This is a genomic window from Kutzneria chonburiensis (genome assembly GCF_028622115.1).
Lineage (GTDB): Bacteria > Actinomycetota > Actinomycetes > Mycobacteriales > Pseudonocardiaceae > Kutzneria > Kutzneria chonburiensis.
The window spans coordinates 8,044,151-8,069,154 of sequence record NZ_CP097263.1 but is presented as its reverse complement, the minus strand read 5'-3'; the positions used below and the strand labels follow the sequence as shown (position 1 = coordinate 8,069,154).

Genomic DNA, 25,004 nt, shown 5'->3' with positions numbered 1-25,004 from the left:
CCTTGGCCGGAAACGGACCCACTCCGAAGGACGAGCGCCGTAGGCGGAACGAATCCCGCCGCGATGCCGCCGCCGTGGAGATCGAGGCGTTGACGGCCGGGGTTGCGGACGCTCCTGAGATCGATCTGTCTCGGCTAAGCGTCCGCACCCAGGAGTACTACGCGGCCATTCTGCGTTCCCCGCAGGCGGCGGTGTACCAGCCTACGGACTGGATGCGGGTCCGGGACTTGCTAACGCTGAAGGATCTTTTCTACCGCAACGAGGGTGACCCCGTCCTGATCCTCAAGCTAGCGGCTGAGATCCGTCAGCTTGAGGATCGACTTTTGTTTGGCCAGAAGGAAAGGGCCAGCGCGGGTGTGCGGGTGAAGCCGCCGATGAAGGCGGAGGAGCCCGAGGAGTCCGAGCCGGATCCGTTCGCCGGGATGGATTGATGGCCGCGAAGCAGACCGGGAACCTCCCGGACTTTCTGCCGCAGCCGGAGCAGATGCTGATCTCCCGCGCTGTCGTGGCGTGGGCCGAGAAGCATTTGCTCTACCCGGACGGTCCGCAGGCCGGTCAGCCGTGGAAGTTCACGCGGGAACAGAAGTTGTTCTTGGCTTGGTGGTACGCCACTGATCCTCACAAGCAACACAAGTGGTTGTACCGCAGGGGAATCATCCAGCGGGTCAAGGGGTGGGGTAAGGGGCCGCTGGCCGGAGCCGTTGCCCTGATTGAACTTCTGGGGCCGTGTCGAGCGATCTACAACGGACGCACGTGGGAAGCTAAGCGGCCCCCGACGAGTTGGGTTCAGTTCGCGGCCGTCAGCGAGAAGCAGACGCAGAACGTGTACGACATGGTGCGCGGGATGATCGGCGACCGTAAGGAGATTGACGGCATCCCCGTGGATTCGGGGCTTACGCGGATCTATGCGGGCGCACAGCAGGAACGCAAGCTGGAGACCGTCACCGCAAGCGCCTCGACCTTGGAGGGCGGGCGTCCCACGTGCGTGATTGCGGACGAGACGCAGCACTGGACGGATTCCGTTGCAGGGCACAAGCTCGCCCGCGTCTTAAGGCGGAACCTCGGCAAGAGCCGTAACGGCACAGCGAGGATGTTGGTCACCACCAACGCTTTCGCCCCGGGTGAGGGCTCCGTTGCCGAACTCGACTACGAGGCTTTCCAGGCCCAGCAAGAGGGACGGTCAAGGACGACCGGCATCCTCTTCGACTGCATCGAGTCGTCGCTTGCCGTGCTCGATCTCGGCGACGAGGAGCTTCTTCGCCTGGCGCTGCTGGATGTCCGAGGTGATGCGGAATGGCTTGATCTTGACCGCATCGTGGAGGAGATCTACGACCCGGCGACTCCTCCACAGGACGCGAGGCGTTATTACCTCAACACGATCGTTGCGGCAGAGGACGCTTGGCTGGCTCCCCACGAGGTCGATCAGGCGACTACCGGTGACCGGATCGATGACGGATCCGTTGTGGCGTTAGGGTTCGATGGATCCCGCGCCAAGGACGCGACCGCTCTCGTGGCCGTCGACATCATCACCGGCCATGGAGAACTTCTTGGTGTGTGGGAAAAGCCGGATGCTCCCGGCTACGACGACTGGGAAGTGCCGCGCCAAGAGGTCGACGCGGCGGTGCACTCGGCCTTCGTGCGGTTCCGCATCGCCGTTTTCGGGGCTGACCTCGCCTACTGGGAATCCTATGTGGACAGCTGGGCGGATGAGTTCCGGGATCAGGTTTTCTGCGCTGTCAGCTCGAAGGGCGTCTTCTCCTTCGACATGAGGTCCCGCACGCAGGACTTCACGATCGAGGCCGAGTCCACAGAAGCGGCCTTCAGGACCGGCGCCATTTCCATCCACAGTCATCCAAGCCTGTTGCGGCACTTGAAGAACGCCAGGCGCAGACCCAACAAGTACGGGACCGGACTCGGCAAGGAAAGCCGCGACAGTCCCCGCAAGGTCGATGCGGCCGTGGCGCTGGTCATCGCCCGCCGGGCTCGGCGGATCGCCCTGGAGAAGGGCGTCCTCAGGAAGTGGGCGCGGCAAAGGACCGGCCGTGTCGTTGGCTGGTAGCTGACCCTGAAAGGGGGTTGTGTGACCCCTGACGGGGGAGTCATGAGCGCATTAGAGCGCTCGCTTGGCCGGTTCTCGGCCGATTACAGGAAGTTCTCCTATATCGAGCAGTACGCCAACGGGTCGCAGGATCCGCCGTACACGCCGAAGTCAGCGATGCGGGAATACCGTGTCCTGCTGGAGCAGGCAGTCCTCAACATGTTGCCGTTGGTGGTCACGAGCGTGGCCCAGCAGCTGTACGTGGAGGGTTACCGCAAGCCGGACAGTCCAGATGATGACTCGGCGTGGGAGTACTGGCGTCGCAACAGTTTGGACGCGTGGCAGCACGCGGTTCACCGGGACTGCCTGACCTACGGTCTGGCATACGTGATCGTGGTGCCAGGCAAGGGATCACCGGTCATGCGGGCAGTCTCGCCGCTGTCGATGATGGCGCTCTACGAGGACGTCATCCATGACGAGTGGCCGCAGTGGGCAATGGAGCACAAGCTGTCCTATCAGGACGGTCAGAAGCGCTCGAAAGTCGTGTTGTACGACGAGGTGAACGCGTACACCTTCGTGGGGGACTACTTCATCGACGGTGTCCCCAACGTGGACTCGTTCACGTTGGTCAGCACCGAGGCCCACAACCTCGGTGTTGTCCCGGTCGTAAGGTTTCGCAACCAGTTGTCGACCTCGCCGAACATCCCGCCCAAGGGTGAGCTCGAACCGCTGCTGCCCACTCAGGACAGGTTGAACAATCTGGTCCTCACGGCGTCGATGCTGGCTCAGTACGCCTCGTTTCGTCAGCGGTGGGTCACGGGCATGGTGATCCCGGTCGACCCGGCCACCGGGAAGCAGGTCGAGCCGTTTAACGCGGCCGTCAACAGAGTCTGGGCCGCAGAAGATCCCGATACACGCTTCGGTGAGTTCACCGAGTCCGATATCTCGAAGATCCTCGAAGCCATCGACGCGACGATCAAGCACCTGTCGGCCATGTCGCAGGTTCCACCGGCGTACTTGCTCGGTGACATCGTCAATCTGAGCGCCGAGGCCCTCGCCGCCGCCGAAGCCGGCCTTCAGCGGAAGGTGTCGGAGAAGCGAACGATACTCGGTGAGGCGTGGGCTCAGACCATGCGCCTGGCCGCTGTCGCGTCCGGCAGGTTCTCCGCTGACTCCGATTCCCTGTGGGACAACAGGATTGTGTGGCGGGACACTGAAGCCCGTTCGCTGGCCGCCACTGTGGACGCCCTGGGCAAACTGACGCAGATGCTTCAAGTTCCTCCGGAAGCGTTGTGGGAGCGGGTTCCCGGCGTCACCAGCTCCGATGTGGCGGCCTGGAAGAAGATGGCCGAGGAAGCCGACAGCTTCGGGAACATGATGGGCGTTCTCAACGCCCAAGCCGGGCGGGCTGACGTCGCTGCCAAGGGCCAGGACAACGCGAAGCCTGGCACGAACGTCCCCGGCCAGCCGACCAAGAAGTCCGACGGCTACGGCACGCCATCGGACAAGCAGACGGCCTGATGGCGACCACCGACACGCTGTCACGCAGGTACTACCAGGACCAGCTTTCCCTTCGAGCCCAGGCGGTTCGAGACTTCAGCCAGTTCTGGGGCCTGCTGGACTTCAACGACCTCAACGGCTCGTTTCCCTCGTACGCGGGTGCGATCACTCACTACTTCGACACGCACAGGGCACGAGCCGTTGACCTCGCCAACACCTACTTCGGTGACCTGCGGGAGCTGGAAGACGTCCCCGGCGGGTGGATTCCCGCTACACCGCAGGAGATTCCGTTCGACAAGGTGTGGGCGTCGATGCTCGCCACGGGCCCGATCCCGATCAAGCAGGCGCTCCGGAAAGGCTGGTCGCCCGAACGCGCGATGGGCTCCGCGTTTACGCAGAGCGCGGGAGCGGCGACCCGGCTGATCCTGGACGCCGGCAGGGATCAGATCCTTGGCAACGTTCAACAGGACCGTCACGCGGTGGGCTGGCTGCGAGTGGCCAGCCTGAGGGCGTGTGCGTTCTGCGCGATGCTAGCCAGCCGGGGCGCGGTCTACCGCAGCAAGGAGTCCGGGAACTTCCGTTCCCACAGTCATTGCACCTGCTACGCGCGTCCGATGTGGACAGAGGATCAGGCGCTGCCGTCCACCACGGAGTTGTTCCACGACTTGTGGGGCGAGTCCGCCGGCCGTCCCGGCGCACAAAAGGGTGCCGACCCGGCGAACGACCGCCTCAACCAGTTCCGGCGTCAGCTCTACGCAGAGCGCAACCAGTAGCCCGGCACCACAGCCCTATTTCGCTTCCCCAGGAGGGAATCCGTGTCCGAGGACACCTCTGCCCAGATCCAGACCGACGCGCCTGACACCGGCACCCAGGCCACCGAGCCGACCGGCATCGACTCACTTCCGGAGTGGGCACAGCAGGAGCTTCGCCAGGCCCGCAAGGACGCTGCCAACTACAGGACGCAGGTCCGCGAACTGGAGCCGCTGGCCGAGAAGGCACGGGCCGCCGAGGACGCCCAGAAGACCGAGTCTCAGCGCCTCCAGGAGTCGCTGACAGCCCGCGAGAGCGAGCTGTCCGCCCTGCGGACCGAGCTGACCCGCTCTCGGGTGCTCAAGCAGTTCGGCTTGCCGGACGAGTTGGGCGAGTTCATCGCGGGTGACGAAGACGCGATGAAGGCAGCGGCTGAACGGCTGGCCGCGCTGACCTCGACCCAGCGGGCCGGCGGCCTGCGGACCGCGCCCGTCGCCGCGCTCCAGTCCGGCGGGTCCGCCGCCAACGAGGAACCGGACTTCGACGCTGACGCGCTGGCCGACCAGATCCTCAAGCGCAAGTTCCGCTGACCTAGCAAGGAGATTCCCGCTACATGGCCGAGTACAACGGCAACCCCACGGCCCCTCGTACCCAGGGCGGCCTACTCAAGCAGGACGCGAAGTTCGCGGCTACCGCGATCGCACTGCTGTTGCGGCAGCTCGTTCTCCCCAGTCTCTTCGACACGCACGCCGAGGGCGAGTTCTCGGGCGCTCTGGGCGACACGGTCAACATCAAGCGCCCTTCCGTTCTCAAGAGCTACAAGCGCGATATGCGGACCAACCCCAACGGGGGCACGGACAAGTACAAGCGGAACGTCCTCAACGAGTGGTCCATCCCGGTTCGGTTGGACACCAACCTCTACACCGCAATCAACCTGAGCGACGCCATGATGACGCTAGACGTCACCTCGTTCGCGACCCAGGTTATCGACCCTCAGATTCGGGCTCTGGCAGAGCAGTATGAGGACGAGGTTGCCGCCGCGATGGCAACCAAGTTCGCGGCGAACCCGAAGAGTGCTTCCCTGGCACTGGATCTGTCGAAGATCACCGATATCGAGCAGCAGGCGGCGGCGATCCGCCGGCACCTGGCGCGAGTCCGGAAGGCGTTCAACGACGAGAACATTCCGTCCAACGGGCGGGTCATCGTGCTGGGCTCGCTGCTGGAGTCCATTCTGCTCACGGACCCGCACCTGACCCGCATGGACGAGGCGGGCACCACGTCCGCGCTCACTGAGGCTGTGCTGGGCCGTCTGTACGGTTTCACGCTGGTCAGCTCGAACGCTGTGGCCGAGGACGCTTTCTTCGCGTTCCACGGCTCCGCGCTCCAGTTGATCACCATGGCTCCGGCCAACCCTGCGGGTGCGCCGTTCTCCAGTTCGTTGTCCGCCAACGGTGTGGCGCTCCGGTACATCCGCGATTATGACTTCGAAGTCGCGACCGACCGGTCCCTGATCAACACCTACATGGGGATCGGCGAGGTTCTGGACGTCCCGGCGGCCGTGATGAAGAACCTGGACACCACGTCCTATGTGGACCTTCAGGCGCAGGCGAAGCAGCTGCGGGGCTTCTCCATCGCGGTCACATTCCCGAAGGCCACGTGACGGCCTTCGCGACCTGGGACGAGTTCACAGCCCGGCTGCCGGCGGCTCCGGCCGAGTCCGAACGGCCCCGCGCGGAGGCGCTGCTAGCCGATGCCTCCACGCTGATCCGCACTCATCTGGGCTGGCTCACCCAGGACCCCCAGCCCGTCCCGGACGCTGTCCGGTTGGTGTGCCTCTCGGTGGCGTTGCGGTGCTTCAGCAACCCCTTGGGGATCACGTCAGAGTCGGTCGGCGACTACTCGTATCGACGGTCCTCCGGCTCCGTCGCCGGGATGGCGCTGACCTCCGCCGAGATCGAGCTGTTGGGCCTGGCCACCGGCCATCCGCCCGTGACCTCGGTCCGCGTCACCGACGGCATCGAGGACACCGATCGGACCATGTGGAGCCCGATCGCCTGGCGGGGATGGGACACCTACCGGTGATCCCCGCCTACCTGCTCAACTCCACGGTCCAGATCCTCCACCCCACGTGGACATCCGACCGCTACGGCAACCGCATCCCTGACTTCTCCGCTCCCGCAACGGTTTCCGCTCGCGGCCGACTGTATGAGAGCGCCGTCCGCGAAGTGGAGAAAGACAGGAACACCGAGGTCGGGACATGGTTTCTGATCCTGCCCGCCTCGGTCGCGATCGATCACAACTGCCGGGTCACGTTCACCGACTACACGGGCCGGCGGCACGGCTACGACGTCGAAGGCGTCCAGCCCCGCAACGGGCTGGGCGGAGTGCATCACCTGACCGTTCGTCTCACGGAAGTGGAGGGCTGGCCCTGATGGCGAGGATCGAGCTGGACCCGAACGCCTACCGGTCGATCACCCAAAGCCCGGAGGCGTACGCGGTGTTGGCGCTCAAGGCCAACCAGATCAAGGAGCGAGCGGAGGCGACCGCCCCCGAGCAGACGGGCGAGTACGCCTCGAAGTTCCGGGTGCACGGCGGCCGGCAGCAGCAAGGTAGCCCGGTCATCTACGTGGCCAACGACGACGACGCGGCAGCGCACATCGAATGGGGCACCAAGCACACGCCGGCCCACAAGACGATGTCCTCCGCACTGGAGTCGGTGATCGAGTGATCCCGCCGCCCGTCATGTTCGGGGACGCCGAGGCGTCCGTGTTGACGTTCCTGCGGTTGAAGATGGGTTTGGGGCTCGGTGACTGCGGGACCGACTTTCCCGAGTCGCAGCCCCGAAATCCCTACATCGTGGTTCGCCGCTACGGCGGCAACGTCAGGTATCCCGCCATCGACTACGCCCGGTTCAGCATCGAATCGTGGTGCGTGGACCGGGGCCTGGCCCAGGACGCGCTACAAGCCGCGCTCGGCTGGCTGCTGTGGGCCCCCACCCTCAACCTGACGTTGACGGCCCCGGACGGCAGCCGGCTTCCCCGCATCACCAAGACGTTCATCGAGTCCGGTCCTCAATATTTTCCGGATCCCGTCAGCGCTGAGCACCGATGGATTTCCACAGTAGCCGTCTACATGCGCGCCCTGGAGGTGAGCTAGTGGAACCCAGCGCTGTCCGTATGGGCGTGGTCGGCCAGGTGTACGTCACGGCCGAACCGCTTTCGGCGTTGGAGTCGGCTCAGCTGCTGGACGTCTCCTTGCCCGTACCCGATCCGCTCATCGCGCTGGGCTACTTGTCGGATGACGGCTTCGAGCACGAGTGGTCCGAGGACGTCAAAGAGATCGTGACGTGGAGCCGGGGCACCGTGTCCACGATCATCCGGGGCCGGTCGCTGAAGATGACGTTCACGGCTCTGGAGTCGAACCGGGATGTCGTGGGCCTGTTCTACGGCTCCGACTTCACCGGCAACGTCCAGGCCGGCTCGATGCGAATCACCAACGGCTACACTAGGAGGCCCGGCTACACCGTCGTGTACGACGTCTTCGACGACGACGGGACGGTATGGCGGCTGATCGTGCCTTCGGCTCGGGTCGGGGCTCTGACGCCACCGAAGTTCAACCCCGGCTCTGTGTCGGCCTGGGGCATCTCGTTCACTGCCGTGGACACCGCCGGCTACCTGGCGACCTGGACGACGAACGATCCGTCCGTCACGGACGGCCTGGACCGCGTGTCGCCGCCGCTGATCCTGTTCCCCGAGCCGGACGCCGCTACCGGCCTGGTCCGTCCGGACGGCACGATCGGCGGCCTGGGGATGCGGGGCGGCAGGGTCCTGGTCACCACCTCGGCCGGCCTGCAAGACACCTGCGTCGTGAGCCCCACCGATGGGACCTGGTGGGCGCAGGACATCACCGCCCTGCCGACCGGCGGGCCGATCACGGTGACCGCCGTCCAGCAGCTCGGCGACGACACGTCCGCCCCGGCCACCCAGACCTTCACCGTGTACCCGCTGCCGGAACGTGCCTCGGTCACCAACATCTCGCAGTCCGGCCCCACGCTGACGGTCCAGTGGTCAGCCACGCCCAGCCCGCTCATTGAGCAGTGGGTGTTCTGGATGTGGAAGGTCAGCGACGGCAGCGACACCGAAAAGTCGATGTTCACCACGACCGGGCTGGGCGCGGTGCAGTTCGACATCGATCAGACGGTTTATCCGCACGGCACGGTACTCGCCGTCCAGATCGAGGCGGCCGGCCCGGGGGTGTCGCAGGACAGCACGGAAGTCTGGTTCGCCACGACCAGCTACAACCCGCCCCACGTCCTCGGCGTCCCGACCATGACCGGTCGGACGATCACCGTTGACTGGAGCGCGGTGGACGACGCCTACCCGGAGTCCGGATACCAGGTGTACGCCACCACGGACAACCGCGCCCAGCTGCTGGGCAGCACCCAACCCGAGGTGTTCACGTGGTCGGGTCCGCTGCCGGACATGTTCCCGCCGGGCTCCTCCTACGACGTTTTCGTCAGGGCGCCAACGGCGTCCGATCTGTCCCCTGTGGACTCTCCACGCGTGAAGGTCACCGCTCCGGCGGTGTGACCGCGCTTCTCACCCGCTGTCGCGGGATCCCCTTTGTCTGGAGGCACTTCCGCATGACCAACCCCACCCCGCCGGGGACCGCCTACGACTTCGACGGCACGGCGGTCCGGGTCGCCACCACGGGTTCGCTGATGTATGTCGACGACCCGAGCGGCACCAAGTACCCGACGTTGCAGAAGTCCATTGAGGACCCGACAAAGAACCTGATCGACCCGGCCAATGGTGGGTTCGCCCACCTCGGGTTCCTCACCGATGACGCGGTGGAGCACGAGTTCAAGGACAGCACCGAGGACATCAGCTCGTGGCAGGGCGGTGTGGTCCGCACCGTGATCAAGGCGCGTGACGCCTCGTTCAAGCTGTCGTCGCTAGAGACCAACCGCCCCACGCTGGAGCTGTTCTACGGCGCACCGGTCGTCAAGGTCGCGTCCAGTGCGGTCTACAAGCTCAGCGTGGGCGCGCGGGTCGCGCGCCGCAGGATGATCACCGTCTTCGAGTTCCGCGACGGAGTTCTTTCCGATGGCACAACGGAAAGGGTCTATCGCATCATCCTGCCCGCCTCCCAGGTGACCGACCTGGAGTCCCCCAAGTTCAAGTCCTCGGACGCGGTCGAGTGGGGCATCACCATCAAGGCCCTGGGCACCGCGAACGACCTGGTGACGCTCATCAGCAATGACGAGCTGCTGGCCCCGAAGACGTCCTGATCTTCCTTCCGCACGACCCAGAGAGGCACCACCTGTGAGCAAGCCGAACAAGTCCAGGCTTCGCATTGAGACCCTGCGTAAGACCCTCATCGAGGCCAGCCCGGAAATCGAGTTTTCGGTTGGCGGGGAAGACTTCTCGCTCCCGTCTGTGGAGCTGTGGCCGGACGAGGCGCTGGAGCTGATGCCCTCCGGGGAAGGCCAGCCTGACGTCCGTTCGATCGTGGCCATCGCCCGCATCGTCCTGGGCGCGGACTACGAGCGGTTCAAGCGGGCCGGCGGCCGGGCGATGGATCTGTTCCTGGTGATCGGCGCGGTGGCCGAGGACCAGGGCGTGACGCCGGGGGAATGATCGGGGCCGCGAGTCTGCTCCGGGAGCACGCGGCCGAAGTCGACGCTGATTTCCTGTCCCACTACGGGATCGATGTTCGGCGGGTCGGTTCGGCCGCGCTCCCGTGGGGGCGGTTCATCGCGCTCGTGCAGCGGCTCCCGGTCCATTCCCACACCATGACCGCCTTGCGGGGCGAGTCCGATCAGCTTCCGTGGTCGCCGGAGATGCACCTGGCCGCGTCGCTGCTGGAGAGCCAGCAGGCGACCAACTACCTGCTCGGCGCGCTGCTCCAGGCGCACGGCGCGGATTCCAACCCGGTTCCCCAGCCCCAGCCGATTCCCCGCCCTGGCGTGTCCAAGCCGCCGGGAGCCGGGCGCGGTTTGGCGTCCCTCATTGAACGACTCGGCGGCAGCGGAAGGATTCGATAGTGGCCGGTCACGGCTATAAGATTGCGACCGGCTTCGTCGAAATCAAACTGGGTGACGAATCTGTCTTCTTGCGGGCCAGCGCCCAACTCGTCAAACAGGTAGCGGGTCAGATCGAACAGACCCTGACGCAGCGCGTGTCCGCCGCATTGAACACTGTGGGCGAAAAGTTCACGGAGTTCGGCGCTAAGGCGTCGTTGGTGTTCGCACCGTTGACGCTCGCTCTCGGCGGAATGGTCCGCGAGGGCATCGAGACGGCGAAGTCGATCGACCAAGCCCGAAACATGTTCGAGCAGTTCGGTTTAACGGCCGCGACGGCGTCCGGGTTAATTCAAGACGTCTATAACCGATCAAACGCCTGGGGTCAGTCGTTCACCTCAATGCTTCAGCAAACCATGCGTTTGATGGGCATTTTCAACGGAAACATCGCCACCGTTGACAAGGTCCAAGAAGCGATCGGCAACCTGGTCGGAAAGTTGCATATTGCCGGCGAGACAGCCGACCGAGTGACCACGGCAATCGTTCAGATGTACACCAAACCCTCAATCCAGGCGGAGGAGCTTCTTCAGCTTTCTGAAGCTGGAATTGATGGTTGGACACTGATGGCGGATGCCACCGGAAAATCGGTGGCGCAGCTTCGGCAGCTGTCGCAGCAGGGAAAGCTGTTGTCGTCGGACGTCATGCCTAAGCTCATGGCGTATCTGACGACTAATCCACAGTGGGCGGGTTTCGCGGTCGCCAACTCAAAAACCCTTAATGGCCAGTTGGCCATTATGAAGAACCAGCTCCAACTGTTGTTCGCCGGGCCGATCATTCAGAACAACGCTGCGCTGGTGAAGGCGTTCCAGGGCCTCAACGAGGCTATCAAGAGGGTAGCCGATTCCGGCGTCATCGAACGCTTCATGACACCACTGGTGAATGGTTTCACCGCACTGTTGAACTGGTTCTCCCGCCTGACCCCATCCACTCAGAAGTGGGTGGTGACACTCGGCCTGATTGCCGCAGTGATCGGCCCAGTTCTGCTCGTGTTCGGCAAGCTTTTCGGCAGCCTGGGAAACCTGGTCGGCTCTCTCGGGCGCGGCGGCAACGCGTTGCTGAAATGGGTGTCGATCAATCGTGATGGCGCGTCCAGCTCGGTCGCGTTGGCCCGAGGAATTGACACCGCGTTTCGGGCGGTGAATTCCGCCGGTCAGGCGGTGCTGGCCCCGATCACGGCGGTCCGGCTGGGTTTGATCAACCTCAAGTCGGGGTTCGACACAGCGCGGACCGGTGCGTATGTGCTGGCCTCCGACGCCTTTCAGGCCGTCCGGGTGGCCTCCCGCGTGGCCTCGGAGGGCGTCAGCAGTTTCGCGCGTCAGGTCGAGCTGGTGGGCCTGCGGTCGGCGGTCCAGTTCCGGGCCGGCCTGGCCCGAGCCGGCGACACGATCACCAATTTCGGAACGGCGATCAAGCTTGCGGCGATCTCCGGACTGGACCGACTGAAGTCAGCGGCGCAATCGGCGCAGCTGACACTAGCGCGCGGATTGTCCTCCGCTTGTGATCTCGCGGCGAGCGGGATGAAGCGGCTTGGCTCGGCCGCCGAGAACATGGGCGGCCGGTTGCTCCAAATCGGAAAGGTGGGCCTGCTCGGGCTGATCGGCTTTCTCGGAACTGCGCTGCTCAGCAATGAACAGTTCCGGAATTCGATCGAGCAGTTGGCGAACGCCATTGGTGGCGCTTTGGCTGGGCCGCTGTCGTCGATGGTGAATACCCTGACCTCGGCGCTACAGCCTGTTCTGCCGGTGATCACGTCGCTTCTAGAAAAGGTCGGCGGCGTGTTCGCTCAGGTGGCGAATCAGGCGGGTCCGATTCTCGTTCCGATTCTGGCTCAGCTCGGTTCGATCTTGGCTCAAGGAATCGGACTGATCCTGCCGAAGATCGTCCAGCTGGCGATTTCGCTGTTTCACAGCCTCGAACCGATCGTGCCCGTGGCGCTGCGCTTCGGAGAAAGCATTCTGTCTGCTTTGCTTCCGGCGCTGACCAAGCTCGGCGGAATACTCGGCGGCAGCGGACTCGGTAACATTCTGCCGACGATCGCAAATCTTTTCGGGAGCATTGTCGGCGCACTAAGCCCGCTCGTCGAATTGGTCGTAAAATTCGCGTCAAATTTGCTTCAGACCCTGCTTCCGCCCGCGATTTTGATCGTCGGCGTTTTAGGTCAGCTCCTTCTGGCCGTGGCCCCGATTCTCGGCCCCGTGGGTCAGATCATCGGGCTTGTGGCGAATTTGGCGGCAATGTTCCTTGGCGCGCTGCTCCCCGCCGTGACGCCGATTCTGAAAATTTTGCTCGATCTGATCTCGTCAGTTCTTCAGCCACTGATGCCGTTGATCACGACTTTGGCCGGCATTTTGGCTGGAGCGCTCGCATTCGGCTTCCGCTTGCTGGAGCCGGTAATTCGCCTGGTGGTCGTAGCACTGCAAGGCATTGTGACGGTCGTTCAGAAAGTCATTGATGGAATTGGCTGGCTCGTCGGGAAAATCTCTGAAGGTGCGAGTGCGATTGGCGGGTTCCTGAGCAAGATCAACCCGTTCGCGTCGTTTCGTGGTCTTTCCGCAGAGGTTACACCGATGCTGAACTCGGCGCAATTCGGCCCGAAATTGCAGGCACGGATGGACGTGTCTCCCGGCACGTTCCGCGCGATTCCGTTCTCCGGCTCGGTCGGCAGCGCCAGCTTCACCGACACGGCGACCGACCTGCACCAGGCGTTGACCGACTTCGGCACGCAGCTCGGTGCCGCCGGCCGTGTCGCTCCGCCGGACCGGCAGCGCTCCGACGCCACGCCGGCCAGGCCCGCGCCGCAGATCACCGTCAACGCCAAGACGGACGCCGACCCGTACGAGATCGGCCGGGAGGTCGCTTGGCAGCTCAAGGTTTCAGGGAGGTAGACCCATGACTCACGGCCTGGCCGTGTCCGATCCGGACTGGGGACTGTACTGGCGTTCGGTCCGGATCGGCACTGAAGCCCCGTACATCCTCCAGGAGATCACCGGTCTACTGGATTCCCCTGACGTTCGGTCCGGGGACCTGACGCTTCTTCAGCGGGACGGCCAGGTCCCCGGCCGTGACTACCTTGGCGGGCGCACGATCCACGCGACAGCGCTCGTGTTCAACGAGGACCGGGCGGCGTTCGCGGCCGACGTCGCCCGCCTGGTCGGCGCGCTGACCTCCGGCGGCCGGGAGGAGCCCTTGCGGGTTGAGATTCCCGGCGTGGGCAACGGGTGGGTGTGGTGCTCGGCGCGGGTCCGCAAACGCGCCCTCAAGCTCGATCAGGATTATTACGGGGGCTTGGGCACCGTCGATGTGGAGTGGTACGCCACAGATCCCCGGCTGTACTCCGTCGCTGAGTCCACTGTAGACACTGCGGCGCCACTGCCTCCGGGCGCTGGCATGGCGTTCGATCTCGGGTTCGATCTGGCGTTCAGCCAAGGCGCGACGCCGGTCCGCTCGTTCGCCTCGGCCGCACCGCCGGGAACGGTGGTCAATCGGGCGATCATCGCCAACACAACGGGATCGACCTCCACGGCCCCGGTGATCGAGGTCTACGGCCCCGCCTCGGGAATCGTCGTGTCTGCTCCAGGGCAGAACGCACGACTGGAGATCCGGGACTCCTACCAGTTGCCCGCCGGCACGTTCCTGCGGATCGACACCCGGCAACGCTCGGTGGCCTGGGCCACCAGTCCTGACGATCCCGGCCAGTCGCTGTTTCACCTGCTCTCCCCCGGGTCGCTGTTTTTTGACTTGCAACCCGGCCCGAACACGGTCGTCCTCGCGGCGGTGTGCCCGCCGGGCGTGGACACCCCCGACGTCCGGATGACGGTCCGTTGGCATGACGCCTGGGTCTAGAGAAGGGATTTTCCTTGGCCACAGACGGAACTCTGTACTTCAGCCAGTCTGGTCACTACCCCGCCCAACAGTTCCGCGTCTACAACGCGCTGGAGACCGGGATCTATCGGCCCGGCGTGATCAACGCGGCCGGCTCGGAGCTGTGGGTCACCGGCACGGCCGGCTTCACGCTGTCGGTCTCTCCGGGCCGAGCCTGGCTGCCCGTCAGCGACCCCGCTCAGGGGCACGTGGAGGACTTGTATCTGGCCGACATGAGCGCGGGCGCGTCGGTGACCTTGGACGCCCCGGACGCGGCGCTTGCCCGTGTCGACACCATCGTCCTGCGGGCTGAGGACTCAGTTGACGCCGCTGGCGCTCACCGCTGCTTCGTGGCCGTCCTCAAAGGCGTCCCGGCGGCCAATCCGGTCCCGCCCCGCCCTGGGGCGCTGGAGGTCGCCCTGGCGGAGGTGACTGTGTCGTCCAGCAGCTCCACACCGCAAATCGACAACGGCGGCCGGCTCCACTGGGGCCAGGTGTCGCGAACCGGCCCGCTTGCCCGGCAGCAGACGACCAACATGCTCAACACCACGGCGGCGACCGCCAGCCGGGGCCACTACGAGGACGAGCTGCTCTACGACACCACCGGCCACTTCTTCCGGCGCTGGAGCAGCGGCACCTCCGCCTGGGCTCCGGTCGCGGCGGGTGCCCAGATCCTCAGCCGAGACGAGGAGCGCCAGGTCCACCTCACGCCCTCCGCTGTCGTCATCTTCTCCCGCTACCGGATCCCGGCCGCCTCGTTCGACCGCACAGGGCACCTGGTGTTCCACTGGAGTGGTTGGCACGCCCAAGAGCACGCCGCCACATACGCGCTGTACGCCAGGATGGAATCCGGCGCACCGCGCCAGTTCCTGACGGCGACCTGGTACGGCAACGACGCCGGAGTCACCTTGGCCATGGGCGCGGTGCTCACCATCCCCGCCGGCAAGGCACCGCTCATCGAGGCGGAGCTTCAGAACTCCAACTGGGGCACCACAAGCGATTTCGCGATCGATTCCCATTCGAACTGGTTGTTGCTGCCCGGCCTGGCGGAGCAGATCTCAGCCATCGACGCCTAGAAGGGGGCGGGTTGGACGTCCAGTACCGAGTCCTGTTCACCGCCCTCAAAACCGGCGTGCCCGTGGCGGAACTTCCGTGCAGTGACTTGAAGTTCTCCGTCACGATCACCGCTCCCGGCTCCGCCTCGTTCACCACGCCCTTGCACGGCTGGGATCCGGCGATCGACCTGCAAGAGCTCCTGATGCCCTTGCGGGCCGGCGTGTACGTGCTGCGAAACGGCTTTCCCGTGTGGGGCGGCATCCTGACGACCTGGACCGCTGACCTGTCAGCGGAGACGCTTTCCCTGGACTGCCAAGGATTGTGGGAGTATGTCAAAGGCTTGGTCCTTCAGGAGACCAAGGACTACCAGCAGGTTGACCAGGCGTCGATCCTCGCCGGCCTGCTCGGCGACGTCCAGAGCTTCTACGGCATGGCCCCGGACCGCGTGAGCGGGTCCACAGTGATCCATGGCGCACAGATCCTCAACTCCCAGCACCGCATCCCGGCCACTGGCCGGCTCCGGGACCGAACCTACAACGGTTACGAGACAAAGGATCTGGACAACATCGTCAGCGAGTTGTCCGCCGTAATCGATGGCTTTGACTTCCGGGTGGATTTCGAGTGGTGCCAGCACAACGACCCGAGCCGACCGGCTGTCTTCGGTGAGTGGTTCGTGAAGAACCACGTGCAGTTGATCTACCCGAACACGGGCTGGGTCTCGGACATCGTCCTCCGGCACGGCGACAACTGCGAGGTCGGCCAGGTTCGCGGTGATGGAACCGGAATGGCCACTCGGGGGATCGCTACGGGCGACGGCGAAGGCGATGACATGCTCATCGCCCGCAGCACCAACAGCGTGATGGAGAAGACGTTCCCGCCCTTCGCCCATGCCGAGTCCTATTCGGACGTCAGTGATCTGAATACGTTGCAGGACAAGGCAAATTTGATCACATCCATGGGCGTGACGCCGGTGGTCCTGCCCGAGGTCACCCTGCATCCGGACAGCTTCCCCTCATTCGATCAGATCCAGGTCGGCCGCGTGGTCGTCGTGGAAGCAGCATCGGGAGCGTTGGCGCTGTCCGACGCGTTCAAGGTCGTCCAGATCGACGTGGAGTTGACCGAGCCCGGCCAAGAGGTCATCAAGCTCTCGATGTCCCCATCATCGCTGCCGTTGTCGATTCTGCCGCCCTCGCTGGCGGCAGAGTTCCGGCGGACGCATCGGCGTCTGCTGGCCCTGGAGCGGTCCCGCCGGTCCACCATCTCGGGCTGAGACAACGCGCGCCCCGGAGCCGATGGCGTCCGGGGCGCAGCGGGGCACAGAAGGTCAAAACGCGTTACTCGGCTGGGTCTCCCCAGACCGACCGGTCCGCACGATCCACGCGCTTCGCCAGCGTGTTGAGGTCGTGGCCAAGCACGGCAAACGCATCGAAGGCTTTCTCCTGCGTGGCGTCGTGCCAACGGTTGGCCAACGCGAACATCTCCCGGGCCAACGAATCAAGCGACGGTGCGGGGTCACCGTCATCCGGTGCAGCGGCACCCTTCGCCGCCAGCCATGCACCTGGCGTGACCAGGTGGCCTACTCCCTCGATGGCGTCGTCCAACTGCTCCTTGAATTCACGCAGCGGCCGGACATCGTTTCGCACCGCCGCCGCGTCCATCCGACGAGCGATTGACGCAATCTCGTGACCGACCAGTGCCACGTTCAGTTCGTAGCCAAGGCGCATCGCGGGCGTGGCCGTCTCCTGCTCCCCACCTTCAGTCATACCCACACCGTACCCTTACATGAGAGGAATTCCGTTGCTGTCTAAGCTTTTTGGCTTCAGTCGCTCGATCGTGCAGTTCGCACCTTCGCTCAGACCCTTGTGGCCGTCCTCGGTGCCAACGGCGTCGGCCTGCTGGACGCGCCGTGGCCTGCGGCGCTGTCAGCGGCTGGCATGGCCGCTGTTCTGTCGGTGCTGACGTCGGTCGCCGCGTCCAACGCGGGCACCCCCGGCACCCCAGATCTCCTGAAGGCTCCCGCCCCAAAGGACTAACCTGGCGGCCGTTTTCCGTTGGCAGATAACGGAAACGCGCAACGCAACGAGCTAGCTCGCTGAACAAAGCCCCCGTCTGGCATCCCGCCGGACGGGGGCTTTCTGTCGTTCCGGACCGATTGGGGCCGGCCCAGGTGGACGACTCGGCCGCCAACTGGCTATTCAGCATCCATCCACGCAAAGAGCAAGTGCCGCGCACCCGCCGAACCTGCCGGGGCCTGCACATCGCTCAGGTGCCGGCCCAGCTGACGCTTCGACTCGCCCAAGATGGTGACACCAAGAGGCAACACCGCCCCCAACGTCTCGATGCTCACCCGCACCACGCACAACGTCTCAGCGTCGGTGAAGTCCTTGAACACCTGAATGTCGCGGTATTCCGGCAGCGACGTGGTAGCGCCGACCAACTGATAGGCACCACCCCCAAGCTCTCCGCCAGCCCATCCAGCGTCACGAAGGCGTGCTCCTCGCCGGTCTGGACATCCGTCGCCGTGTAGGTCGTCATGTCGCCAAGCTACCTTCCTGCGGGGAGGGTTCCCGACCGACTATCGGCCGGGGACCACTCGCTGTTTCCTTGGGCTATTCGGACCGGTAGTTGATGATGGCGCGTGCTGCCTGCACCTGCTCCCGGACCGCCTCCGGGACGTCCTCCCACGGCTGGTCGCCACTGGTCCACCGCTGAAGGCACTCCGGGTCCTTGCAGATCGCCGACCAGGCCCCATTGCCGCCCGTGATGATGAGCCCATGTTCGTGGGCCGCCCACCACGCCTTCCGCTCCCGCACCCACTCCGTGATGGCCTGCTTGACCTCCGGGGCGTCCACCGTCAGCGCGGGCCGGTCGGCGTCGTCCGGAAGCAGGTTCTTCAACGGCGAGTACTCCCACTTGCCCCGCCGGCCGAGGTGACCGACGAGGTTGTTCGCCCCCGCCCTCAGCTGAACGAGGAATCGCGCCGGCCCGCCCACGTTGAACGTCCACTGGGTCAGGTGCTCCCGGGGCTGGATCCGCACGACGTGGATCCCGCCCACGGTCATCGAGCCGTCCTCGGTCTCGTCCACTTCTGTTCCTCCCTGAAAAACACGAAAGGCCACGACCGGTCACCATGACCCGTCGCAGCCTTCATATTGGTCTGCTCCGCTACCCCGTAGCGGCTTTATTCGGTTGTGGTCGCCGGCTTCGCCGTGCGGAACTCATTTATCGCAGAGTTCCGCATCTTCGTCAAGAGTCATTCGGTCACGGGAAGCTCCGGACCCATGCCAACACCTCGGCGAGCGTCCACTTCGGCTCGTCCAAAACACCGAACTCTTGCCCGTGGACGTCCAGCCATTCCAGCACTTCCCGCGCCGTGCCAACATGGCGACTGACCTCGGTGAATTCGCAGATAACCAGACGGTCACCCGCCTCCATTTCCACGAGGCAGGACATGAGGTTCAGCCTCATGTCCGGCGATGTCGCGGCGTAGTCCGCGAACACCTTCACACACCCAGCAGCCTCCAACTTGTCCACTTGGTTCGGTGTTCTGCGGGTGTAGCCGTAGTCAGCCATGTCAGGCCCCTTCTCTTCGTTCTCCGGCGCTTCGTCAAGGTAGACCATGGTCGTCACACGCTTGGTCACGTCGGACAGTTCCCGCTTCTCCACCGCGCCGATCTGGGCGATAAGGTCGGACACCGCATCGGTTGAGAAGTTGTTCTTGAGCACCCGCATACAGGTGGTCCTGTTCATCCCGTTCGGCGCGACGGAGCGCAGATGTGCGGTCAGGGTCTCCTTGGCGCTCTCCCAACTGCGGTCCTTGGCCGGAGCGAGCTTCTTCGTAATGTACCGAGCAGAGTCGAAGGCGTACATCACGACTGCCCGGGCGGCGAGGAGATCGGCCTTAGTGATGGACTTCCGCTTGTTCATCAAGGCGTACGCGGCGGCGACCCGCAGCGTATGAGCGGCCCGCCGACTGGTGAACTGTTGTAGCATCTCCGGATCGTTCTCATCCACGGCGGACATCTCTTGGTACATGCCGCCGCCCCACGTCCGCTTCGCGGCGTCGCCGAGTTCGATGCGCTCGACCTTACGGGCGGCCCGCGCGGCGTCGGCCAGCTCGGCGGCGAGGTTCTGGGCCTCCACCTCCCACGCTGCCGAGTACTCCGGCCACGGCACCTCTTGCGAGCGATGCACGAAAAGAGGAAGAAACCGGTTGTAGGTACCGCCGGCCATGTCCCTGTTCTTGAGCCGGTCGCCGAACTCCTCCGGCGTGATGTGGCCAAGAACCGAGATGTGCGGAGCGGTCGCCCGCTTTGCCTTCTCCTTGGTGATCAGTGCGAGGTCCGAGCCGTCCCAAGCGTCCCGGAGCACGTTCCCCAGAGTTCCGCCCTTGGCCATGATGGAGCCGAATTCGGAGGAGATGACAAGAAGCCTCTTGTCAACCACGCCCGGGTCGGGCTCCTTGCCCATGATGATCTGCATACCGTCGTCAAGTTGAAAGTCCGCCTCAAACCCGCTGGCATCACGCACAGCGTAGATCAGACCTTCGCCCGTAGACAGGCTGGTCACCCTGCGGTCCTGCCAGAACCCCTCATCTAGGGCCTTGAGGAAGTCGCTCACGGCGGTGGTCGCCGTGCCCTTCTTTCCGTTGCCTGTACCGCCCATGAGCAGCGTCCAGACGTTGACCCGGTGTCGCTCCCGACCGATCATCAAGTGCGGCCCGGAGCCCACGACCGCACTGAACCCCGTGAGCAGGCTTCCGACCATTCCCATGATGTCGGCTTCAGTGGTCGGCGCGACGTGCTTCACGATCTTGCCGACGATCCCGTGGAACACCTCCTTTTCTGGATAGGGACGCCCTTCGGGCTGTTCAACCGCCTGCATTGCCACAGCCTCTCGCTTGTTTTTCATCGAACATGACAGTGACCACAACTCACACGGGAAGTGCATTTCTTTGTTGCGGCGATAGTAGCATACAAACTTACCTACTACGAAGTAGTATCAGATTCAACAACTTGCTCAGCTGCGCCCAACTCTTCCGGCTCGGCGAAATTGCCAAGCCCTTCCTGGGCCTTCTTCTCATCGATGAGGATCTCCCACACATCGGTGGAGTAAATTTTGAAGGTCACACCTGCATCAATCAGAAGCTTACGCCGCCCCTCGGTGTCAGACTTTGCCCACACATCGGCGTACGTCTGATCAGTCTCCTCAAGTCGATAGCCCGCCGCGCGGTACGGCTCCTTCTCCAGTTCAGTTCGCCTAGCAAGCAGTGCTCTCATCTGATCCCGATATCGACGCTCGTCCTGTTCGCCGACAATGAGGCCCATCTCCCGGTCTCCCCGGAGCTGGTCAATAATCCGAATCGTTCGATCCAGTTCCTCGGTGTGGTCCGCGCCAGGGACGAAGATCCTGACCTTAACACGCCGCTCTCCACGTTTCTCAAGGAAAGTCTGCTGTAGAAGCGCCTCTGCTTTCGCGTCCTTCATAGAAACTCCAGCACAGGGAGGGCCCGGACGAGCAGCGCACGCATAATACGCGTAGGTAACCTCTTCACCATCCGGCTTTGTACGCGTGTAGCTCTTTCGACTCGCGTTAGAGTCACACAATCCACACACGGCAACACCCAGGAGAGGAGACGTCCCGTAGGTTCGAACGTTAGTTCCCAGACGCCGCATTGCTACTGCCGTCTGGATCTCTTGCCAGCGCTCGGGAGTGAACGTGGGCTCCGCCATCTTAATCGGGTTGCCCATTTCATCCAGTCGCAGCGTCGGAACATCGCGGTTTTTATCCTGCCGAGGTCCGGTCTTCCACCCTTGCGTAGCAGGTGTTTCCATAAGACGGATCGTCTGGTTAATTATCCACTTGTCCCCACGCTTCTTATCAGGTGCACGCCGGTAGTCCCGATGCGTCTCCACCCCTTCAGCATTAAGCCAGTTTGTGATCCAGTTGAAACTCTTCCCCTCGTCAACGAGGAACTTTGCAATCTGATGTAGCACAGCCTGACGCGCGGGATCCTGCGCCAGTCCCCTACCTTTGCCACTGGGATGCGGGATTGACATAAACCCATCTGGCGTCGCAGTAGCTATTCGATCGGTGTGCCGCAGCACTGAGTGCGCGTCCCGCGTCCGGCTCTGAAATCGGCGCAATTCCCACTTGGCGAACATGCTGCCCATGAGTAGGAACATCTCGGCCATCATGCGAAGCATGGGATCGGCTTCCGGACGGAAGTCAAGGGTGATGCCATCGTCAACAAGGACCATTACCCGCTGCCGCTTTTCGCACCACCGAGCGACATCGACAGCATCACCGGGGTCTCGAAACCCACGGTCAATCTTCGACCAGATGATCACGTCCCACTCCGAGCCCCGTTGCTTGTCGTCAAGCCACGGCCCAAGGTCGGGACGCTGGAAGGGGCTAACGGTTGCCGAGACGTCCAAGTCCTCGAACGTGCCGACGATCCGTGCCCCCATCTCCTCGGCCTTGCGGGTACCCGTCTCGTGCTGAGCGATGTGCGAAACCTTCTCGTCGCCACGCAGCACGCTGACTCGGGCACCTACGATGGCCCTGAGCTGTCGGTTTAGGGGTCCAGGCTGTCGTTCTTGCATGTTGTGAATCTATCACCAACGGGTCACCGGACCAGATGACGACATCGCCGTCCAGGCCGGGCTTCAAAGAGCCGACACGGTCGTCAAGGCCGAGGATTCGGGCCGGGTTGGCGGTGATCGCGCGCAGCGCGGTGTCGCTGTCCAGGCCCTCCTTCACGGCCAACGTCGCCTGGTGCACCAGGAAGTGGATGGGCACCACCGGGTGGTCGGTCATGATCGCCAGTTCCACGCCGGCCCTGGCCAGGATGCCGGGGTTGCGCAGCGAGCGGTTGCGCAGCTCGACCTTGGAGCGGCTGGTGAACAGCGGGCCGATGATCACCGGGATGTTCTTCTCGGCCACCAGGTCGGCGATCAGGTGGGCCTCGGTGCCGTGGTTGATGACCAGCCGGTAGCCGAACTCCTCGGCCAGCCGGATCGCCGTGGCCACGTCGTCGGCCCGGTGCGTGTGCTGGCACCACGGCAGCTCGCGGTCCAGCACCTTGACCAGGATCTCGTTGTCGGCGTCCCGCTCGAACGGCTTGCCGTCGGCCGCCGCCGCGTCCCGCTTGGCCTTGTAGTCCTGGGCCTTGGTCAGCGCCTGGCGGATCACCGCGGCCACGCCGAGCCGGGTGCTCGGGGTGACCTTCTTGTCGCCGTACACCCGCTTGGGGTTCTCGCCCAGCGCGCTCTTCACGCTGACCGGCTCGCGCAGCACCATCTCGTCCACGGTGCGGCCCCAGCACTTCACGGCCACGGTCTGGCCGCCGATCGGGTTGCCGGAGCCGGGCTTGATCACCGCGGTGGTGACGCCGCCGGACAGCGCGTCGGCGAAGGCCAGGTCGCCCGGGTTGATGCCGTCCAGCGCGCGGAACCGGGCGCCGACCGGGTCGGTCATCTCGTTGGTGTCCTCGCCGGCCCAGCCCTCGGCCTCCTCGGACACGCCGAGGTGGCCGTGCGCCTCGACGAAGCCGGGCAGCACCCAGGCGCCGGCCGCGTCGACCACCTCGACCTCGTCGGGCACGTCGACGTCGGCATCGGGGCCGACGGCGGCGATCCGCCCGTCGATGATCAGGACTGTTCCGCCGTCGATGGGTTCGCCGTCGACCGGCACCACGTATCCGCCTGTGATCGCCACGTTCATGGTTCGCAATGCTAACGGTCTCCGGCGGCGAAACCAGGGTTACCTGGGTAGCAGTCCCCATCGGGCCGACCAAGCCTCACCTGGGGCGATCGTGATCAGGTCGACGCCGGAGTTGAGCGCGTCCGGCGGGCAGGTCATCGGCTCGATCGCGACGGCCCGGCCCCGGCCGAGGAAGTCGTTCGGCGTGTAGACCTGCACCCAGCGGAACGCCGGGTCGGCCCACACCTCGACGCCGCCGTCCGGACCGAGCAGCCGGTGCCGGATCAGGCCGTCCGCGTCCGGCTCGCAGCCGCCGAACGCGTCGTCCAGGTTGACGCCACGCAGCAAGGTGGGCTTGGACAGGTCCAGCACGGAGCCGGCCAGCGGGGTCTGCGGGCCGTCCGGGGTCATGGTCTCGGCACTCAGCGGCAGGCTGGTCGTCGCGGCCAGCTGGAGCGTGCAGTCGTCGGTCGCGGACCGGCCGGCGCGCGGATACGGGTGCATGCCGACGCCGAACGGCACCGGGCGGTCGCCCACGTTGGTGACGCCGTGCGTGACGGTCAGGCCGTGCGCGTCCAGCGCGTAGCTGATCGTCACGCGAAGCGGCACCGGCCAGCCCTGCTGGGCCGGCACGTCGACACCGAGCGAGATCAGCGAGCCGGTGTGGCTGATCACCTGCCACGGCAGTTTGCGCACGAAGCCGTGGATGGCGTTGCCGCGCTCGTGCTCGGTCAGCTCCAGCTGCTCGACGCCGCCCTCGAACGGCCAGCGGCCGCCGCGCACCCGGTTCGGCCAGGGCACGAGCACCGCGCCCGAGCCCATCGGCGGGTGTGTGTCGTCGGGGTAGCTCTCGACGTAGTCGACACCGTCGACGGCATAGGCCCGCAGGCTCGCGCCAATCTCGGTGACGACCGCTCGGGCCTGGCCGTAGGTGATCTCGAACTGCGCGCCTGTGGGACCGCTCACCCGTGCGAGCTTAGAGGTCCGACGCGGGATGTCGTAACGATCGGCTCACCGATCGGGGCCGAACTCAACACGGTTCGGCTTCACCCGACCGGCGTATCTAGGGTTGTGCTCGTGGCGATCAGCATTGTGGACGCACCGACGAACCTGGGCCTGCGCCCACCTGCGCCCGGAGTCGTGCCCGGCTGCGCGAAGGCGCCCGCGGCGCTGCGCGAGGCCGGGCTGGTGAACCGGCTGGCCGCCGCCGACGCCGGCGGGATCGTCGCCCCTCGCTACGACCTGGGCGGATGGCAGCCCGGTGACGGTGTGTTCCACGCGTCTCAGATCGCCTTGTACTCCCGCCGCATCGCCGACCGGGTCGCCGGCCTGATCGGCGGCCACACGTTTCCGCTGGTGCTCGGCGGGGACTGCTCCGTGCTGCTCGGCACCGGCCTCGCGCTGCGGGAACGGGCCATGGCCGAGGGCCGTCGCTACGGCCTGGCCTTCATCGACGGGCACAGCGACTTCCGGCACCCCGGCAACTCCACGTCAATCGGCGCCGCGGCCGGCGAGGACCTGGCGTTGGCCACCGGCCGCGGCCAGGCCGACGTCGCCGCCCGCCTGTTCGAGGACGCCGACGTCGTGGTGCTCGGCATCCGTGAGGACGACGAAGACCGGGCCGAGCTCACCGCCGCCGGCATCGGCCACCGGACGGCCCTGGAGATCCGCAAGGCCGGCGCGGCGGAGTCGGCCGAGTGGGCGCGGCGGCGGTTGGACGAGCTGGACGGTTTCTGGGTTCACCTGGACGTGGATGTGTTGGACCCGGCCGTGATGCCCTGCGTGGATTCGCCCGATCCGGATGGTCTGGAACACGCGGAGTTGGCGGAGTTGCTGGCCGGGCTGACCGTTGCGCCGGGCTGTCTCGGCGTTGAGGTGACGGTGTTCGACCCGGACCTGGATCCGGCCGGCGCGTATGCCAAGGCATTGGTGGACACCCTCGCGAGGGGCCTGGCGCCCAGGGTTTCCTGACCACGGCAAAGCGGGGTGGCCGCCGAAGCAGCCACCCCGCCT

Annotated in this window: 26 protein-coding genes and 1 pseudogene; 20 read left to right on the top strand and 7 right to left on the bottom strand. The window is 65.0% G+C overall.

Annotation, left to right across the window (positions count from 1 at the left end; all coding sequences use genetic code 11):
- The first annotated feature begins 2 nt into the window (after positions 1-2).
- Genes M3Q35_RS37505 through M3Q35_RS37420 form a run of 18 tightly spaced genes read left to right on the top strand, consistent with a single transcriptional unit; the run spans position 3 to position 16,557 of the window.
- Positions 3-431, top strand: coding sequence for a phage terminase small subunit (locus M3Q35_RS37505; protein WP_446685280.1), 429 nt, complete (start codon positions 3-5; stop codon positions 429-431).
- Complete coding sequence (locus tag M3Q35_RS37500; protein WP_273937286.1) at positions 431-2,059, top strand: hypothetical protein; 1,629 nt, start codon at positions 431-433, stop codon at positions 2,057-2,059. Before M3Q35_RS37505 ends, M3Q35_RS37500 begins: the two co-directional genes overlap by 1 nt.
- 42 nt (positions 2,060-2,101) lie before the next feature.
- Entirely contained in the window at positions 2,102-3,559 is a 1,458-nt protein-coding gene (locus tag M3Q35_RS37495) for a phage portal protein (protein ID WP_273937285.1), read from the top strand.
- Positions 3,559-4,311 (top strand): VG15 protein, encoded by a 753-nt coding sequence (locus M3Q35_RS37490; RefSeq protein WP_273937284.1) that lies wholly within the window; start codon positions 3,559-3,561, stop codon positions 4,309-4,311. Before M3Q35_RS37495 ends, M3Q35_RS37490 begins: the two co-directional genes overlap by 1 nt.
- A gap of 42 nt (positions 4,312-4,353) precedes the next feature.
- Positions 4,354-4,878: a hypothetical protein gene (locus M3Q35_RS37485; RefSeq protein WP_273937283.1), complete on the top strand. Its 525-nt coding sequence runs from the start codon at positions 4,354-4,356 to the stop codon at positions 4,876-4,878.
- A gap of 23 nt (positions 4,879-4,901) precedes the next feature.
- Positions 4,902-5,948, top strand: a complete 1,047-nt coding sequence (locus M3Q35_RS37480; protein ID WP_273937282.1) for a phage major capsid protein — start codon at positions 4,902-4,904, stop codon at positions 5,946-5,948.
- On the top strand, positions 5,945-6,370 hold the full coding sequence (locus tag M3Q35_RS37475) for a hypothetical protein (RefSeq protein WP_273937281.1): 426 nt from the start codon (positions 5,945-5,947) through the stop codon (positions 6,368-6,370). Before M3Q35_RS37480 ends, M3Q35_RS37475 begins: the two co-directional genes overlap by 4 nt.
- The gene (locus M3Q35_RS37470) at positions 6,367-6,720 is read left to right on the top strand and encodes a head-tail adaptor protein (RefSeq protein WP_273937280.1); all 354 of its coding nucleotides are present in this window, start codon (positions 6,367-6,369) and stop codon (positions 6,718-6,720) included. The genes M3Q35_RS37475 and M3Q35_RS37470 overlap by 4 nt, the downstream gene beginning before the upstream one ends.
- Complete coding sequence (locus M3Q35_RS37465) at positions 6,720-7,016, top strand: hypothetical protein (protein WP_273937279.1); 297 nt, start codon at positions 6,720-6,722, stop codon at positions 7,014-7,016. Before M3Q35_RS37470 ends, M3Q35_RS37465 begins: the two co-directional genes overlap by 1 nt.
- A complete protein-coding gene (locus tag M3Q35_RS37460) occupies positions 7,013-7,444 on the top strand; it encodes a hypothetical protein (protein ID WP_273937278.1) in 432 nt (143 codons plus the stop codon). The genes M3Q35_RS37465 and M3Q35_RS37460 overlap by 4 nt, the downstream gene beginning before the upstream one ends.
- Positions 7,444-8,877: a phage tail tube protein gene (locus M3Q35_RS37455; protein ID WP_273937277.1), complete on the top strand. Its 1,434-nt coding sequence runs from the start codon at positions 7,444-7,446 to the stop codon at positions 8,875-8,877. Before M3Q35_RS37460 ends, M3Q35_RS37455 begins: the two co-directional genes overlap by 1 nt.
- Positions 8,878-8,930: 53 nt before the next feature.
- Positions 8,931-9,578, top strand: coding sequence for a phage tail tube protein (locus tag M3Q35_RS37450; protein ID WP_273937276.1), 648 nt, complete (start codon positions 8,931-8,933; stop codon positions 9,576-9,578).
- 34 nt (positions 9,579-9,612) lie between these two features.
- The gene (locus M3Q35_RS37445) at positions 9,613-9,927 is read left to right on the top strand and encodes a hypothetical protein (RefSeq protein ID WP_273937275.1); all 315 of its coding nucleotides are present in this window, start codon (positions 9,613-9,615) and stop codon (positions 9,925-9,927) included.
- Complete coding sequence (locus M3Q35_RS37440) at positions 9,924-10,334, top strand: hypothetical protein (RefSeq protein ID WP_273937274.1); 411 nt, start codon at positions 9,924-9,926, stop codon at positions 10,332-10,334. Before M3Q35_RS37445 ends, M3Q35_RS37440 begins: the two co-directional genes overlap by 4 nt.
- Entirely contained in the window at positions 10,334-13,255 is a 2,922-nt protein-coding gene (locus M3Q35_RS37435; RefSeq protein ID WP_273937273.1) for a tape measure protein, read from the top strand. The genes M3Q35_RS37440 and M3Q35_RS37435 overlap by 1 nt, the downstream gene beginning before the upstream one ends.
- A 22-nt stretch (positions 13,256-13,277) precedes the next feature.
- Complete coding sequence (locus M3Q35_RS37430) at positions 13,278-14,213, top strand: phage tail family protein (RefSeq protein ID WP_273937272.1); 936 nt, start codon at positions 13,278-13,280, stop codon at positions 14,211-14,213.
- Positions 14,214-14,227: 14 nt separating this feature from the next.
- Complete coding sequence (locus M3Q35_RS37425; protein ID WP_273937271.1) at positions 14,228-15,307, top strand: hypothetical protein; 1,080 nt, start codon at positions 14,228-14,230, stop codon at positions 15,305-15,307.
- A gap of 11 nt (positions 15,308-15,318) precedes the next feature.
- Complete coding sequence (locus M3Q35_RS37420) at positions 15,319-16,557, top strand: hypothetical protein (protein WP_273937270.1); 1,239 nt, start codon at positions 15,319-15,321, stop codon at positions 16,555-16,557.
- 64 nt (positions 16,558-16,621) lie between these two features.
- Here M3Q35_RS37420 and M3Q35_RS37415 read toward each other — a convergent pair whose 3' ends face one another.
- Positions 16,622-17,050: a hypothetical protein gene (locus tag M3Q35_RS37415; protein WP_273937268.1), complete on the bottom strand. Its 429-nt coding sequence runs from the start codon at positions 17,048-17,050 to the stop codon at positions 16,622-16,624.
- A 57-nt stretch (positions 17,051-17,107) separates the two neighbouring features.
- Between M3Q35_RS37415 and M3Q35_RS49010 the strand changes: the two are divergent.
- Positions 17,108-17,320: pseudogene (locus M3Q35_RS49010) on the top strand (holin); the annotation flags it as partial.
- Between the two features lie 158 nt (positions 17,321-17,478).
- Here M3Q35_RS49010 and M3Q35_RS37410 read toward each other — a convergent pair.
- The 6 genes from M3Q35_RS37410 to M3Q35_RS37385 all read right to left on the bottom strand — a co-directional run bounded on the left by M3Q35_RS37410 (position 17,479) and on the right by M3Q35_RS37385 (position 23,957).
- Positions 17,479-17,724: a hypothetical protein gene (locus M3Q35_RS37410; protein WP_273937267.1), complete on the bottom strand. Its 246-nt coding sequence runs from the start codon at positions 17,722-17,724 to the stop codon at positions 17,479-17,481.
- 172 nt (positions 17,725-17,896) lie between these two features.
- Positions 17,897-18,373 (bottom strand): hypothetical protein, encoded by a 477-nt coding sequence (locus M3Q35_RS37405; protein WP_273937265.1) that lies wholly within the window; start codon positions 18,371-18,373, stop codon positions 17,897-17,899.
- 175 nt (positions 18,374-18,548) lie between these two features.
- On the bottom strand, positions 18,549-20,177 hold the full coding sequence (locus M3Q35_RS37400) for a hypothetical protein (RefSeq protein WP_273937264.1): 1,629 nt from the start codon (positions 20,175-20,177) through the stop codon (positions 18,549-18,551).
- A 98-nt stretch (positions 20,178-20,275) separates the two neighbouring features.
- The gene (locus M3Q35_RS37395; RefSeq protein WP_273944622.1) at positions 20,276-21,796 is read right to left on the bottom strand and encodes a recombinase family protein; all 1,521 of its coding nucleotides are present in this window, start codon (positions 21,794-21,796) and stop codon (positions 20,276-20,278) included.
- On the bottom strand, positions 21,702-23,012 hold the full coding sequence (locus tag M3Q35_RS37390; protein ID WP_273937263.1) for an amidohydrolase: 1,311 nt from the start codon (positions 23,010-23,012) through the stop codon (positions 21,702-21,704). The genes M3Q35_RS37395 and M3Q35_RS37390 overlap by 95 nt, the downstream gene beginning before the upstream one ends.
- A gap of 39 nt (positions 23,013-23,051) precedes the next feature.
- Entirely contained in the window at positions 23,052-23,957 is a 906-nt protein-coding gene (locus tag M3Q35_RS37385; protein WP_273937262.1) for an aldose 1-epimerase family protein, read from the bottom strand.
- 111 nt (positions 23,958-24,068) lie between these two features.
- On the opposite strand from M3Q35_RS37385, the gene M3Q35_RS37380 reads away from it, so the two are divergent.
- A complete protein-coding gene (locus M3Q35_RS37380; protein WP_273937261.1) occupies positions 24,069-24,962 on the top strand; it encodes an arginase family protein in 894 nt (297 codons plus the stop codon).
- Positions 24,963-25,004 lie beyond the last annotated feature (42 nt).

Coding starts and splice junctions, on each gene's coding strand:
- M3Q35_RS37450 (WP_273937276.1), top strand. CDS start 8,931: ATGACCAACCCCACCCCGCCGGGGACCGCCTACGACTTCGACGGCACG.
- M3Q35_RS37490 (WP_273937284.1), top strand. CDS start 3,559: ATGGCGACCACCGACACGCTGTCACGCAGGTACTACCAGGACCAGCTT.
- M3Q35_RS37390 (WP_273937263.1), bottom strand. CDS start 23,012: ATGAACGTGGCGATCACAGGCGGATACGTGGTGCCGGTCGACGGCGAA.
- M3Q35_RS37415 (WP_273937268.1), bottom strand. CDS start 17,050: ATGACTGAAGGTGGGGAGCAGGAGACGGCCACGCCCGCGATGCGCCTT.
- M3Q35_RS37500 (WP_273937286.1), top strand. CDS start 431: ATGGCCGCGAAGCAGACCGGGAACCTCCCGGACTTTCTGCCGCAGCCG.
- M3Q35_RS37465 (WP_273937279.1), top strand. CDS start 6,720: ATGGCGAGGATCGAGCTGGACCCGAACGCCTACCGGTCGATCACCCAA.
- M3Q35_RS37495 (WP_273937285.1), top strand. CDS start 2,102: ATGAGCGCATTAGAGCGCTCGCTTGGCCGGTTCTCGGCCGATTACAGG.
- M3Q35_RS37480 (WP_273937282.1), top strand. CDS start 4,902: ATGGCCGAGTACAACGGCAACCCCACGGCCCCTCGTACCCAGGGCGGC.
- M3Q35_RS37440 (WP_273937274.1), top strand. CDS start 9,924: ATGATCGGGGCCGCGAGTCTGCTCCGGGAGCACGCGGCCGAAGTCGAC.